General features: G+C 42.2%; 15 protein-coding genes and 1 tRNA gene. 6 read left to right on the forward strand and 10 right to left on the reverse strand.

Features of this window, described 5'->3' with window-relative positions:
• Window positions 1–72: 72 nt before the first annotated feature.
• The 5 genes from tpiA to rpoN form a co-directional block, all read right to left on the reverse strand.
• Window positions 73–828 (reverse strand): triose-phosphate isomerase, encoded by a 756-nt coding sequence (tpiA, locus tag A5878_RS12865; RefSeq protein WP_086295654.1) that lies wholly within the window; start codon window positions 826–828, stop codon window positions 73–75.
• 63 nt (window positions 829–891) lie between these two features.
• Window positions 892–2,082: a phosphoglycerate kinase gene (pgk, locus tag A5878_RS12870; protein ID WP_005234355.1), complete on the reverse strand. Its 1,191-nt coding sequence runs from the start codon at window positions 2,080–2,082 to the stop codon at window positions 892–894.
• Window positions 2,083–2,181: 99 nt separating this feature from the next.
• Window positions 2,182–3,183, reverse strand: coding sequence for a type I glyceraldehyde-3-phosphate dehydrogenase (gene gap, locus A5878_RS12875; protein ID WP_008380858.1), 1,002 nt, complete (start codon window positions 3,181–3,183; stop codon window positions 2,182–2,184).
• 40 nt (window positions 3,184–3,223) lie between these two features.
• Window positions 3,224–4,261: a sugar-binding transcriptional regulator gene (locus A5878_RS12880; protein WP_005228675.1), complete on the reverse strand. Its 1,038-nt coding sequence runs from the start codon at window positions 4,259–4,261 to the stop codon at window positions 3,224–3,226.
• Window positions 4,262–4,506: 245 nt separating this feature from the next.
• Window positions 4,507–5,826: an RNA polymerase factor sigma-54 gene (rpoN, locus tag A5878_RS12885; RefSeq protein WP_172462581.1), complete on the reverse strand. Its 1,320-nt coding sequence runs from the start codon at window positions 5,824–5,826 to the stop codon at window positions 4,507–4,509.
• Between the two features lie 51 nt (window positions 5,827–5,877).
• Here rpoN and A5878_RS12890 point away from each other — a divergent pair.
• A tRNA-Arg gene (locus A5878_RS12890) sits at window positions 5,878–5,949 on the forward strand.
• Window positions 5,950–6,114: 165 nt separating this feature from the next.
• Here A5878_RS12890 and rpoE read toward each other — a convergent pair.
• Window positions 6,115–6,723, reverse strand: coding sequence for a DNA-directed RNA polymerase subunit delta (rpoE, locus tag A5878_RS12895; protein WP_005234347.1), 609 nt, complete (start codon window positions 6,721–6,723; stop codon window positions 6,115–6,117).
• Between the two features lie 84 nt (window positions 6,724–6,807).
• A complete protein-coding gene (locus A5878_RS12900; RefSeq protein WP_005228669.1) occupies window positions 6,808–7,245 on the reverse strand; it encodes a DUF1934 domain-containing protein in 438 nt (145 codons plus the stop codon).
• A 223-nt stretch (window positions 7,246–7,468) separates the two neighbouring features.
• On the opposite strand from A5878_RS12900, the gene A5878_RS12905 reads away from it, so the two are divergent.
• Genes A5878_RS12905 through yidA form a run of 3 tightly spaced genes read left to right on the forward strand, consistent with a single transcriptional unit; the run spans window position 7,469 to window position 10,472 of the window.
• Window positions 7,469–8,290, forward strand: coding sequence for a lipoate--protein ligase family protein (locus A5878_RS12905; protein WP_060792835.1), 822 nt, complete (start codon window positions 7,469–7,471; stop codon window positions 8,288–8,290).
• A complete protein-coding gene (locus tag A5878_RS12910) occupies window positions 8,274–9,644 on the forward strand; it encodes an HD domain-containing protein (RefSeq protein ID WP_010749809.1) in 1,371 nt (456 codons plus the stop codon). Before A5878_RS12905 ends, A5878_RS12910 begins: the two co-directional genes overlap by 17 nt.
• A 9-nt stretch (window positions 9,645–9,653) precedes the next feature.
• Window positions 9,654–10,472: a sugar-phosphatase gene (gene yidA / locus A5878_RS12915; protein WP_086295655.1), complete on the forward strand. Its 819-nt coding sequence runs from the start codon at window positions 9,654–9,656 to the stop codon at window positions 10,470–10,472.
• Between the two features lie 45 nt (window positions 10,473–10,517).
• Here yidA and A5878_RS12920 read toward each other — a convergent pair whose 3' ends face one another.
• Window positions 10,518–10,961: an NUDIX hydrolase gene (locus tag A5878_RS12920; RefSeq protein ID WP_060792833.1), complete on the reverse strand. Its 444-nt coding sequence runs from the start codon at window positions 10,959–10,961 to the stop codon at window positions 10,518–10,520.
• A gap of 147 nt (window positions 10,962–11,108) precedes the next feature.
• On the opposite strand from A5878_RS12920, the gene A5878_RS12925 reads away from it, so the two are divergent.
• Together A5878_RS12925 and A5878_RS12930 are read left to right on the forward strand one after the other, a co-directional pair.
• Window positions 11,109–11,483, forward strand: coding sequence for a VOC family protein (locus A5878_RS12925; protein WP_005228659.1), 375 nt, complete (start codon window positions 11,109–11,111; stop codon window positions 11,481–11,483).
• A gap of 87 nt (window positions 11,484–11,570) precedes the next feature.
• On the forward strand, window positions 11,571–12,284 hold the full coding sequence (locus A5878_RS12930) for a gamma-glutamyl-gamma-aminobutyrate hydrolase family protein (RefSeq protein ID WP_060792832.1): 714 nt from the start codon (window positions 11,571–11,573) through the stop codon (window positions 12,282–12,284).
• Window positions 12,285–12,355: 71 nt separating this feature from the next.
• Here the strand turns inward: A5878_RS12930 and A5878_RS12935 are convergent, their stop codons facing one another.
• On the reverse strand, window positions 12,356–13,609 hold the full coding sequence (locus tag A5878_RS12935) for an ABC transporter permease (RefSeq protein WP_005228656.1): 1,254 nt from the start codon (window positions 13,607–13,609) through the stop codon (window positions 12,356–12,358).
• Window positions 13,602–14,501: an ABC transporter ATP-binding protein gene (locus tag A5878_RS12940; RefSeq protein ID WP_060792831.1), complete on the reverse strand. Its 900-nt coding sequence runs from the start codon at window positions 14,499–14,501 to the stop codon at window positions 13,602–13,604. The genes A5878_RS12935 and A5878_RS12940 overlap by 8 nt, the downstream gene beginning before the upstream one ends.
• Window positions 14,502–14,518 lie beyond the last annotated feature (17 nt).

Raw genomic sequence — 14,518 nt, forward strand, 5'->3', positions numbered from 1 at the left:
TGCCCCTTGCGAACAACTTAATTGTAGTGAAAAAATGACGATTCTGCAAATGTTATTTTCATGAAAATGAAATTATTTTACAGCATCTAATAATGCTAGGAATGAATCAGCTTGCAAGCTTGCGCCGCCAACTAATGCTCCGTCAACATTTTCTTTTGCCATATATTCAGCAATGTTTTCAGGTTTTACAGAGCCGCCGTATTGGATACGTACGCTGTCTGAAACTTCTTTGCCGTATAATTTTTCAACGGTTTTGCGGACAACGCCACAAATTTCGTCTGCGATGTTTGCATCCGCTGATTTACCAGTACCGATCGCCCAGATTGGTTCGTAAGCAATCACAAGATTACTTACTTGACCGTCTGTTAAACCGTCTAAGCCAGCAGTGATTTGTCCTTCGATCCACTTCGCTGTTTTGCCAGCTTCATAGGTTTCTAAAGATTCACCACAGCATAGGATTGGGATCATGCCGTTTGCAAAGATTGCTTTGGCTTTTTTGTTGATGTCTTCATCTGTCTCATGGAAGTATTCACGACGTTCTGAATGGCCAATGATGACATAGTCAACACCTAGATCTGCTAAAGCTGCTGGTGAAGTTTCGCCAGTAAAGGCACCTTCATTTTCCCAGTAACTGTTTTGAGCAGCAATTTTTAATTCTGTTCCTTCAGCAGCATTCACTAATGTTTCTAAGAATAAAGCTGGCGAACCGATCACAGAGTCAACTGTATCGTTGCTAGGAATTTTTGTTTTGACTGCTTCAGCAAATTCTTTTGCTTCTTTCGCAGTTTTGTTCATTTTCCAGTTTCCGGCAATAATTGGTTTGCGCATGTTCTGGCACTCCTTTTCGTTATCAAGCGTGCAAAGGAGATCCTTTGCACGGCTTGTCATTGATTATTTATCGTTGATCGCAGCTAGGCCAGGAAGTGTTTTTCCTTCTAGCAATTCAAGGCTGGCACCGCCACCTGTTGAGATGTGGGTAAATTTGTCAGCAAAACCTAATTGTTCTGCTGCAGCTGCAGAGTCACCGCCACCGATGATCGTTGTTGCATCTTCAAGGTTGGCAATTGCTTCACAAACACCGATCGTACCGTTTGCGAAGTTAGACATTTCAAACACACCCATAGGTCCGTTCCAAACAACTGTTTTTGCGCCTTTTAATGTTTCAGCAAACAAAGCGATAGTTTCAGGTCCGATATCTAAGCCCATTTGTCCTTCAGGAACATCACCAGTATGTTCTTCTGTTGGGACATCATTTGAAAATTCAGCAGCAGTGATTGAATCAACTGGTAATACTAATTTATCGCCAGCTTTTTCGATCAATTCTTTTGCTAATTCTACTTTGTCTGCTTCCACAAGAGAATTACCGATTTCCATACCTTTTGCTTTGTAGAACGTATACGTCATTCCGCCGCCGATCAAGATTTTGTCTGCTTTAGGAATCAAGTTTTCGATTACGCCGATTTTGTCAGATACTTTTGCTCCACCAAGAATCGCGATCATTGGACGTTTTGGTTCTTCGACTGCTTCACCGATGAATTTGATTTCTTTTTCCATTAAGAAACCAGCAACTGTTGGGATACCTGTTGAAGCGATCCCTACGTTTGAAGCGTGTGCGCGGTGTGCGGTACCAAAGGCATCATTTACAAAAACATCGCCTAAAGAAGCCCAGTATTTACCTAGTTCAGGATCGTTTTTGCTTTCTTTTTTGCCATCGATGTCTTCGAAACGAGTGTTTTCAAAAACAACGACATCGCCATCTTGCATGTTGTTGATCGCTGCTTCTAATTTTTCGCCACGGGTTTCATCCACGAAAGTTACTTCTTTGCCTAACAATTCGCCTAGACGTTTCGCAACTGGCGCTAAAGATTTTCCAGCTTTATCTGCTTCTTCTTTCACACGACCTAAGTGTGAGAAAAGAATTGCTTTTCCGCCGTTTTCGATAACATAATTGATTGTTGGTAATGCTGCTTTGATCCGTGTATCGTCTCCGATCACTCCATCTTTCAATGGAACGTTGAAGTCCACACGTACAAGAACTTTTTTATCTTTTAAATCGATATCTTGAACTGTCATTTTCGCCATGAACAGATTCCTCCTAGCATAATTGTTAAAAAAAGCGGAGAAGCGCGATGCTTCCCCGCTTTCTCTTGCGATGGTTTAAATTAAAGTCGTTCGCAACTCTTATAGGTTAGCGAAGTATTCTAAAGTACGTACTAATTGTGCAGTGTATGACATTTCATTGTCGTACCAAGCAACAGTTTTAACTAATTGTTTGTCGCCAACAGTCATAACTTTTGTTTGAGTTGCATCAAATAATGAACCGTAAGTCATACCAACGATATCAGAAGAAACGATTTCGTCTGTGTTGTAACCGTAAGATTCGTTTGAAGCTTCTTTCATTGCTGCATTGATTTCATCAACAGTTACTTCTTTGTCAAGAACAGTAACTAATTCAGTTAATGAACCAGTTGCAACAGGAACACGTTGAGCAGCACCATCTAATTTGCCGTTCAATTCTGGGATTACTAAGCCGATCGCTTTAGCAGCACCAGTTGAGTTAGGCACGATGTTTGCAGCAGCAGCACGGGCACGGCGGAAGTCACCTTTAGGGTGTGGTCCGTCTAGAGTCATTTGGTCACCTGTGTAAGCGTGGATTGTAGTCATTAATCCTTCAATCACACCAAATTTGTCGTTCAATGTTTTCGCCATAGGAGCTAAACAGTTTGTTGTACATGAAGCACCAGAGATAACTGTTTCTTCACCTGTTAAAGTTTCATGGTTTGTGTTGTAAACGATTGTTGGAACATCGTTTCCACCAGGAGCTGAGATAACTACACGTTTTGCACCAGCTGTTAAATGTTTTTCAGCAGCTGCTTTAGAAGTGAAGAATCCAGTACATTCTAACACGATTTCAACACCTAATTCGCCCCAAGGCAATTCTTCAGGGTTGCGGTTAGCTAAAACTTTGATTTCGTTTCCGTTCACATTGAATGAACCTTCGTGAACTTCAACTGTACCGTTGAAACGTCCTTGTGTTGTATCATATTTTAACAAGTGAGCTAACATTTTAGCGTCTGTTAAGTCATTGATAGCCACAACTTCGATTCCTTCTACTTCTTGGATACGACGAAATGCTAAGCGTCCGATACGTCCAAATCCATTAATACCTACTTTAACTGTCATTTAAGATTTCCTCCTTATGAAAATCATAAAAATATTTATTTTAAAGGGTTGCCCCTTTTAAAATCTCATTTGCGCAAGCTTCATCGGTGATGAGCCAGGTTTGTTTTGGTGCATTTTTCATGTATGCATTGACCGCTTTGGCTTTTGATTGTCCGCCAGCGACCGCAAAAATGATTGGGACTTTTTGCAAATCTTTTAATTGAAGTCCGATGCGAGGAACTTTGTAAACGACCTCACCTGCTTCGTTAAAGAAATACCCAAAGGATTCTGCAACTGCATTTTTTTGTTTCAACATCAGAATTTCTTGTTCTGACATTTTTCTTCGAGCCGCCATATGCAACGCCCGTCCAATACTATGAATAACACAATTTGCTTGACTTATCAAGTTTAAGACATCAACGATGGCGGGTTCTTTCAAGAGAAACTCGTAGGTGTTCATGCTTAATTGTTCTGGTACAAACAAGGAGCGATAATCGCCATTTGTCTGCATCGCCATTACTGAGCTGACTGAATTTGCTTGCACGTTGACTGATTCTCCGATACCGCCACGGGCTGGAACAAACAAGTTATGACGTTTGGCGGTTTCCAAATTGCCCAATTCCTCGGCAACTTTCGCCATTGTCGTCCCTCCCATCACTGCGATGGTGTTTTTGCCTTCTGGCAATAAGAGATCCAACGATTCATTCAGCAACTGACCAAATTCAGCAATCACTTTCGGTTGTCGATCACCATCGCCGCTCGCAATCAAACAACGTTCGATGCCAAAGGTCTCTGATAATCGTTTTTCGATTTGGTGCATTCCGAACAGCTGATCCATCAGTGCACCGATCTTTGTGTACACTTCTTCTCCATAGGCGGTCAATTGCATGCCGCTTTTTGAAGAGTCGATCAGTTTTAGCTTTTTAAGGATATCTGTTTCCGTCCTCAACACGCGTTCCGTCATTGATAAACTTTCCGAAAGTGTCCGGCGGCCAACGGGCTGCATCCAATAAATATTTCTTAAGATACGGTAACGTTCTTGGAGTACAGCGAGAATATCCGGGGTGATTGCCTCAATCAATTTTAATTCATCGAGCATTTTATATCCTCCCGTTGGACAATTTTCGTCCTACAATGACTTAAAATGACCCATCGATTGCAAAAAAAATTTAAATCTGTTTCCTACACCAATAATAGTAGCACTTATCGCCTTGATACGCAACTATTTCAGTCACAAAATCTTGCTTTTCATAAAATCGTCAAAAATGAAAATGAGGAAAGGATCGATAAAAAAAGGAAAGGCTTTGCTGCCTTCCCTACTCATCGTTAATAGTAAGTTTTGCTTTACTCGAATCGTTTCCGCTTGGAAGAACCAGGGATATTCATGGCTTCACGATACTTTGCCACCGTTCGTCTAGAAATATCGATGCCTTGGGCTTTGAGGGCATCTGTCAACTTTTGGTCTGACAATGGTTTGTTTTTATTTTCTTCATCGATCAGTGCTTTTAGCTGCTGTTTGATCGATGCCGTCGTCAGGTCATCACCGCTTTCTTGCGTCGAAACTTTCTGTCCAAAGAATAGTTTTAATTCAAACACCCCAAAGGAGGTCTCCAAGTATTTCCCATTGACTGCCCGGCTGACCGTTGATTCATGAATCCCTAACTCTTCGGCAACTTCTCTTAAAACCAATGGCTTTAATGGACGATCTGGTTGAGTGAAAAACTCCTTTTGCCGTGCAACGATCTGCACGCCTACACGATAGATGGTATCGCCTCGTTGTTGCAAGGTCTTCTTTAGCCACTCGAACTCTTGGGCTTTATTGTCTAAATAACTTAAGACCTCCGGATCACCGCTTTGCTTCAATTGGTCAAAGTACTGCTGCTGAAAGCGAACCTCTGGTAAGGCGCGTTTGTTTGATTTCACGATCGGTTGTCCTTTTTCAACCGTCACTCGCAGGTCAGGAACGATGTAAAGCCCATCCGTTGACCCAAACGCAGCCCCTGGTGTGGGGGTCAATGTTTGAACATAATCAAAGACCTTTTGGATCTCAGTTAAGGGAATCTGCAGCGCTTTGCTGATTTTGTCCCACTTGCGCTCTGCCATTTCCGTAAAAAATTCTTCTAAAATGAGATAGGCCATTGGCGGCGCATAGTCATCTCTTTCCGTTTGCAGCATCAAACACTCTCTTAGATCACGGGCACCGACGCCTGCTGGATCTAGCTGCTGGATCAAGGTCAAGGCATCGAGCATTTGGATCGGGGTCCCACCAACAAGCTTTCCAGATTCTTCCAAGTCAATCGTCAAAAAGCCGTTTAAATCAATGTACTCGACTAAAAATAAAACGATCGTCCGCAAGAAGGTATCTCGGTAGTTTAAATGCACTTGATCGATGAGGTATTCGAATAAAGACGTATGCTGGTCAGGGATCTGGCTTAAATAATCCATCAATTGTTCTGATGAGCCGCTGCTCTTGCTTGGTGTGATGGGCGAATCATATTCCCCCAGATCAATCAATGGATTTTCTAATGCTTGGTTATCTATGAAGGACAATAATTCGTCTGCAGAAAATTGCAGCACTAGGATTGATTGCTGTAATTTCTGCGTCATAGCAAGCTTTTGCGTCTGTTTTTGTTGTTGTGAAAATTGCTGTTGAAATTTCATCATTCTACCTCTTGTTTTTTTCACTGAAATTGGTTAAACTAATATTTGTGCTTCGCGCCTTTAGTGTAGTGGATATCACGTAAGATTCCGGTTCTTGAGACGGGGGTTCGATTCCCTCAAGGCGCGTTTTTTCTTTTCGTTACAAGTATACTCGATTCAAATCAATAATTCAAAAGCACTTAGGGACCGCTGATGCGGTTCCTTTTTTTATTTGTATCTATGTAAGAAGACGAAATCGTCCTTCAGCGATTAAAAGCTGCTTGCAGCCCAAAGGCGAAAAAAAGAAGAGGATTACTCCTCTTCTTCCTCTTCATCCGCAAAATCATCTTCATCATCGTCATCGATAATGGTTAGATCTTCCTCAATGCTGTCAGGTAATTCTTCTTCATCATCGGTGCTATTGTCGGCGCCGATTTCTTGCAAGTCTGAATTGTATGCCGAGATTTCTTCATCCTCGTCATCATCATCATCAAAGAGATCATCTTCTTCGTCATCTGACAAATCAGTATCCTCAGGATCATCATCGTTATAATCGATTGCGTCTTCATCATCGTTGATAAAGGCATTGACTTTTTTACGTTTGCGACGACGTGGTGTATCTTCATCCTCGTCTTCGATGCCATGGTTGACTTCTTCATCGATCGAATCAATGGCGTACCATGAACGTAAGCCCCAACGATTGTCGCCTAAAGAAATAAAACTACCGTCGATATTCAAGTCTGTATAAAACTGCGCCAATGAATCACGAATCTCGCTGTCTGAAGTTTCAAGATAGTTTTGAATTTGGTTGACCAAATCAGAAAAATCCATCACGTCACCGCGCTGCTCTAAAATCGCATGGGCAACTTCAATCATCGACAATTCGTTTTTATTTACACCTTCAAATACATTAATTTCCAAACGGGACACGTCCTTTCACAGTCTACTCCTAATCATACAAAATTACGCCTCAAATTGCAATTTTTTCTTTCAATTTCCCTTTGATCAAGCGGTAAATTCTAAAGATAGTTTGTATTCGCCGACTTTGTCAGCAGCCATGAACAAGTCATAATCGATATCGATCTTTCCCGAATATGGACGGTCTTTCAAGCTAACGTGCAAATGATTGGTGAAGGTGTGGAACATCATCAAGCCATACGGGGTTTGGTAGCTCGTCTCTAAACGTTCCTTATAAGAAAATTTCAAGCGCATGCGCATTTCCCCTGAGCGAATCAATTGAATCAATCCGTCTGGCATGATTTTCATCGTGACGGGAACGTCGGTACCGTCTGGCTGGATCTCTTTGTAACGGATATATAAGGTATCACCGATCTTGACTGCTTGTCCTTGCAGATCAAACAGAAAGTTCTCTGTTTCCCCTGCTTGTCGTACATTGGTTGTTAAATGAATCGAGATTGGGATTCCTTTTGATAATTCTTGCATGTACGTGTGCCTCCTTTGAAGATTTCAGTTTCATTCTTGCTTTTTTTCATTCGTTTGTCAATCATTTCAGTTGATTCTCCTTGGTCTATTTCTTCATTGAAAATAAAAAAGCGAAAACAAAAGCAAGTTTTCATTCTTTTCTCCAAGTAATTTTCCAAGAATCGTATATAATAAGGATAACAGGTATTTTTAAAGGAGTTTAACCGATTTGACTATCTATATAATGGATCAAACCTTACCACGTATCCACAATCCTTATGAGCCATTTGCCTTCACCGATGTTGCCACCGAAGCTGCTGGCAAACAGGAACAAGTTTATTGTCATTTTTGGCAGTTGTCCGATACGATGATTTTAGGAATGAAAGATACCAGGTTGCCTTTTTTGACAGCTGGTCTGCAGGTTTTGAAAGAAGCTGGCTATGCCTCGATCATCCGCAACTCAGGCGGGCTTGGGGTCATCAATGATGCCGGTATTTTGAATGTCTCCCTCATTTTCCCTAAACATTTGGCTGCCACTACGGATGCAGCCTATGAAATGATGGCGACATTGTTGCAAACCGCCTTTCCTGAGCGGACGATTTTGGCTTATGAAATTGCTGACTCGTATTGCCCAGGCACCTATGACCTGAGTATTGATGGAAAAAAAATTGCTGGTACAGCACAACGACGGATCAAAGATGGCGTGGCTGTCATGATGTATCTGAGCATCAATGGCGACCAACCAGCCCGCGGTTCTCTCGTTCGTCGTTTTTACCAAGCAGGTTTGAAAGAGCGCTTTGGTAAAGATGGCTATCCAGCCGTCAATCCTGCGAGCATGACCACTTTAGAAGCAGCCCTCGGCCGTAAGTTTACCACACAAGAGGTGATTGACCGCTTGCAAAAAGCCCTGCTTTCCTTGATCACAGACCAATCTCTATATCCGCTTAAATCACTGGATCAATGGCTTTCAGAAAATAACCTTAGCGAACAAATGCAGCAACGCTTAGCTGGCATGGAAAAGCGAAACCAACCAATAAAGGAGTTTAGCGATGAGCCTACCATATAAATATCAAACCTTAGCGATAGAAAAAGTGTTTCGTGACCCTGTTCACAACTATGTCCATGTGCAGCACCAAGTGATTTTAGACTTGATCAATTCCAAAGAAGTGCAGCGTTTGCGACGAATCAAACAACTAGGGACTGCTTCTTTCACCTTTCACGGAGCAGAACACAGCCGCTTTTCTCACTCCTTGGGGGTTTATGAAATCAGCCGCCGCATTTGCGATATTTTCCAACGCAATTATTCGATTGAAAAAGTTGGACCGAACGGCTGGGATGATAAGGAGCGTTTAGTGACCTTGTGTGCAGCATTGCTTCATGATGTGGGCCATGGTCCATACTCCCACACCTTTGAGCATATTTTCCATACAGACCATGAAGCCATCACAGTGGCGATCATCACTTCTCCTGAAACGGAAGTTCATCAGATATTGAACCGAGTGGAGGCTGGATTTCCTGAGAAAGTGGCAAGTGTCATCACTAAAACCTATCCAAATCCCCAAGTCGTTCAAATGATTTCCAGTCAAATCGATGCTGATCGGATGGACTACTTGCTGCGCGATGCTTATTTTACCGGCACTGAATACGGCACGTTTGATCTGACCAGAATTTTACGAGTGATTCGTCCGTACGAAGGCGGTATTGCTTTTTCTATGAATGGCATGCACGCTGTGGAGGACTACATCGTCAGTCGTTACCAAATGTATGTGCAAGTTTATTTCCATGCGAGTTCTCGAGGGATGGAAGTGATCTTAGCCCACTTGCTGGATCGTGCTGCAGAACTTTATCAAGTGGATCAGGAAATGTTTCAAAGCCATTCGCAACTGCTTCTCCCATTTTTAAAACAAGAATTCACTTTAGATGAATACTTGAAACTCGACGATGGCGTGTTGAATACCTACTTTACCCAATGGACGGAAGAGAATGATCCGATCCTCAGCGATTTAGCCAAGCGGTTCTTAAATCGTAAACCGCTAAAATCCGCTCGCTTTGACGATGAGACGCAGTTGCCGATGATTGAAGAAATGCAGGGACTGGTGGAAAAAGTCGGCTTCAATCCCCGCTACTATACTGCCATCAATTCAAGCTTCGATCTGCCTTATGATTTTTATCGACCAACTTCTGGTAAGCATCGGACACAGATCGAATTACAGGAAAAAGATGGTTCCCTTGTAGAATTATCCCAAGCCAGTCAACTTGTTGCAGCCTTAGCAGGACAAACCCAAGGTGACCAACGCTTTTATTTTCCAAAAGAAATGATTGACCCCAACATCCAAAATCACTATGATTTATTTGGAGAGACGTATCAAGAGTTTGCCAAGCACATTCGCAATGGTGCTTTGATCAAACCAAGCCACTAGGAGGAACTTATGAGTGTCAAACTGATCGCCATCGATATCGATGGCACCCTGCTGAACAACGACCGCAAGATCACTCCAGCAGTTTACAAAGCATTAAAAGACGCAGAAGCACAAGGCGTGCGCATCGTTTTGTGTACGGGACGCCCCTTAACTGGTGTCCAAGATTTATTGAAGGAACTAGACTTATTTACGGACAATGATTTCGTGATTACCTACAACGGCTCTTTGGTTCAAAAAACCAAAAATCAAGAGATCATCTCTGAATTCGGCTTGTCCCAAGATGACTATCTCTTTGTTGAGATGACTGCGAGAAAATTAGGGGTTCACCTTCATGTAGAAACTGAGGATACCATGTATACCGCTAACCGCGATATCAGTCCTTACACGATTTATGAAGCCTTCTTAGTCAACATGCCATTGAAATATCGGACACCAGAAGAAATGACTGCTGACTTGAATATCATCAAAATGATGATGATCGATGATTCCGAAATACTGGATCAGATCATCCCACAATTGCCGAGTAGTTTGACCGACAACTACAATGTGGTTAAAAGTGCTCCTTACTTCTTGGAAGTCCTAAATAAACAAGCCCATAAAGGAGCTGCTGTCAAAAAATTGGCGGAGCACTTAGGCATCAAACAAGAAGAAGTCATGGCGATCGGCGATAATGAAAATGATTTAACCATGGTGGAATATGCTGGTATCGGTGTGGCGATGGCCAATGCTACTGAAAACGTGAAAAATGCCGCAGATGTCCTAACTGCTTCAAACGAAGAAGATGGTGTGGCAGAAGTAATCAACAAGTATGTTTTAGCAAATAACTAAGTGTAAAAAAAGTCAGGTTTCCATTTTATCGGAAGCCTGACTTTTTTATTTTGCCAACCACTGTTCAACTGCCCATTTATGGCTGCCGCGTTTCAATCGTTGGATCGCTTCTTCTGGCGTGTGCCATGACAACTGATTGGTTTCTTCTGTCGGTTCACAGACTTTTTTCCATTTGGTCATTAAATAGAAATAGCCGGGGTGATGGTAAAACGTGTCGCGATGGCGCGAATAGAAGTATTCAACTGCCTCCCCTAGATACTCAGCGATCTCTCCTTCAAATCCAAGTTCTTCTATTAATTCTCGCTGGATCGCTTCTTCTTTGCTTTCATTTGGTTCAATTTCACCGCCTGGTAAAAAATAGGCGCCGTTGGGTGCTTGCACCAAGATCACTTCATTTTTTTCATTTGGAAGAACGACATACGCCCCGTAGCGTGATTTGTATGGTTTTCCCGCTTCTTTTTCCCCGAACACAATTTCCTTTTCTGGCATGATTCCCTCCACCAACACTTTCTTTCCATTTTACCCTATGCCAATAGTCTGGACAAGCTGGAAATAACGCTCGGTTGTCTTTTATTCGTTACAAAAAGAGAAAATATGTTATCATACAACTATCAAGATCGAAAGGATGATTTACCCATGAAAATGGCTCACACATGTGTCCGCGTCAAAGACTTAACGGCTTCTCTAGATTTTTATCAAACTGCCTTTGGTTTTGAAGAATCTCGCCGTCGTGATTTTCCTGAACATAAATTTACTTTGGTTTACTTAACTTTGCCTGGTGATGATTACGAGCTAGAGTTGACGTATAACTATGACCATCCTGGCTATGAGTTAGGCGACGGCTATGGCCACATCGCCATCAGTACCGATGATCTAGAAGCGCTTCATGAGAAGCACCAAGCTGCCGGATTTGACGTCACTGACTTGAAAGGACTACCAGGGACTTCTCCATCTTACTATTTTGTGAAAGATCCTGATGGCTACAAAATCGAAGTTATTCGCGAAAAATAAAGCGAAGGTGATCGAAAAAAGGACCTCGTGTCCTTTTTTCTTTTTCGATTCATTTCGATTCATTTACTAGTAGAAAGGTTTGATCAAATGAAACCCATTATCGGCATCGCTGCCAATGAACGACCAATGATTGAAGAAGCAGAACATTGGTTGTCCTATACACCCAAAAATTTTGTGACCCATATCCAACAAGCTCAAGGCATTCCCCTATTATTACCAATGGGTGTCGTGGAAGATGCTGCGACTTACATCAGCAAAATCGATAAACTCTTGTTAGCCGGTGGTCACGATGTCTCCCCTGTTCACTATGGCGAAGATCCTCATCCCTTGATTCAAGGTATTCATCCTGATCGTGATGTCTTTGAATTGGCATTGATCAAAGAAGCAGTGGCTCAAAACAAACCGATCTTTGGAATCTGCCGCGGCATGCAGTTACTCAATGTCGCATTTGGCGGGAGTTTGTACCAAGATCTCTCTTTGATCGATCACCCAACGATCAAACACGTGCAATTGCCGACGTTCTTTCAATTCCCTACACATCGGGTAAAAATCAAGGCAGACAGTCGTTTGGCTGCTCTTTTAGGCACAACCTATCACGTCAATTCTTTTCATCACCAAGCGGTCAAAACAGTTGCGGATGATTTCAACGTGATTGCCACCGCTCCTGATGGTGTCGTTGAAGCCATTGAATCCACTGCCTATGGCGCACCGATTTTAGGCATTCAGTGGCATCCTGAGCTAGCCGCTCACAAGCTGCCTTCTGAGCAATCGATCTTCAACTTTTTAGTGCAGGAATTCTAAAGTCTTGCCCCTTGTTTCTAGATTTTAGCGAATAAAAAACGCCCGATCACGAAAAGGATCGGGCGTTTTGCTTATTTCTCGTTTTTCATTAACACTAGTGATTGTTTCAACGTTGCTAAAATGCCATTGTCGTTATAGATCAAGACATTTGATTTGTACATTTTTGCAGAAACCAGCATCAGGACAATTGTGGTAACAGCAAGAATCCCTACTGAAATCAATGCACCGCCGATACCCACTGTATCATTAGCAAGCCGTACTGGCATAATGAAGGAAGATAAAAATGGTACATAGGAAGTTACTCGCAAGACCACGTTATGAGGATCCATACCGCCTAGCACGATTCCAAGCATATACCCGCCTAATGAAAGATACGTTACTGGAATGATGGCTTTCGCCGTATCTTCTGCTTTGTTCACTAACGACCCGCAAAGGGCTGACAAGACCGAGTAGATCAAAATTCCTAAGAAGACGAAAACGATCGCAAACACCAGGAAGGGACCAAAAATGCCATCTGTCGAAAAGTTTGCCAACAAGTCTTTTACCATTGGGTTATCCTTGATCCAGAAATAGCTCCCGCCAAAAATCGCAACATAAGCAACTAGCTGGGTCGCTGCAACCATGATTACACCAGTCAATTTGGCATAGTAATGGATTTGCGCCCGTGTACTAGACAAAATGACTTCCATGATGCGTGTTCCTTTTTCAGAAGCGATCTCTTGTGCAATGATCTGTGCGTAAGTAATGATAAAGAAAAAGAGGATGATTGTTGCGATCATACTTACTAGTGATTGCATCGCGGTATTGTCTTCCCCATAAGTCATTTCGCCATCTTCACCGAAGGAAACTTTTTGACGATCAAGCGGTGCGACTTCACTAAGGACTGCCACTTGCTCAGCAGTCAAGCCAAGCTCACTAGCTCTATAGGAAGACTGCAACCCCGTCAATAACTGTTGGATCGTCAGCTCTAATGCTTGCCCCATTGAGGACTCGCTTAGTAATTCCCCTTGGAGCGTATCCCCTGAAGCAGTAATAAGTAACAAAGCATCAGCATCTTTGTCTGCCATCTGTTGCTGCCCTTGTTCTTCGCTGTCAACAATTTCAAATTCAAAATCATCGCCGCTTTGGTCCACAAAGGTCTGCGCAATGGCTGGTTCATTCGCATAAACGGCAATTTTGTCGACACTGTTCATACCATCAGCAAAATAACCAATGAGATAAAATGCCCCCGTTGCAATAAATGGCACGAGAATCATAATCAAAAACGAAATTGATTTGATATTTTTTTTATAAACATCTAATGCGATTACCCAAAACTTACTCATTTATTTTTCCCGCCTTCCGCTTAAAGATTTCTTCTAACGTTGGCGGTTGTTGATTGAACATAGGGATATAACCATCCGCCGTTGCTAAATCAAATAAGGTTTTTCCTACTGCAGGATCAGCAATCGTAATATCATAGCTGCCATCTTCTCTGGCAAGAACTTCCTCGACACCTGCCACTGCCAAGAGCTGTTCTTTCGTCAAGTTGGATTCTAAATAGACTTTCGTCCGCCCAAAGGATTCACGAATTTCATGAACTTTTCCGTTTAAGACGGTTTGACCATCCCGCAGCATAATCAAGTGATCGCAGATTTTTTCCACATTATCCATATTATGACTGGAGAAAATGACACATGAGCCATTTTTTTTCAGTTCAATGATCCCATTTTTCAACAGTTCTGCATTGACGGGGTCTAACCCACTAAATGGTTCATCTAAAATCACCAATTTTGGTTCATGGATCAACGTTGAGATCAGCTGAACTTTTTGCTGATTTCCTTTTGATAGCGATTTGACTTTATCAGTTTTCTTGCCTTTGACTTTAAATTTGTCCATCCAATAGTCGATTTTTGGTACGATGTCTTCTTTCTTCTTGCCTCGTAACCGCGCGAAATAGATCAATTGATCTTCAATCGTTACTTTTGGAAACAAGCCGCGTTCTTCTGGCAGATAACCAATAAGATTGTATTCTTTTTCACTAATTTTGTGGCCATCCCACAATACTTCCCCTTGATCAGCTTTCAAGAAATCCAAGATCAATCGGAATGTCGTCGTTTTACCAGCACCATTTTGACCAATCAAGCCCATGATCTGTCCATCATTGATGGTAAAGGACAATTGATCGACTGCTGTATAATCGCCAAATGTTTTTACTAATTGTTTTGCTTCTAACACATGCTCACCTTCCCTGT

Source organism: Enterococcus sp. 3G6_DIV0642, from assembly GCF_002140635.1.
GTDB lineage: Bacteria > Bacillota > Bacilli > Lactobacillales > Enterococcaceae > Enterococcus_D > Enterococcus_D casseliflavus.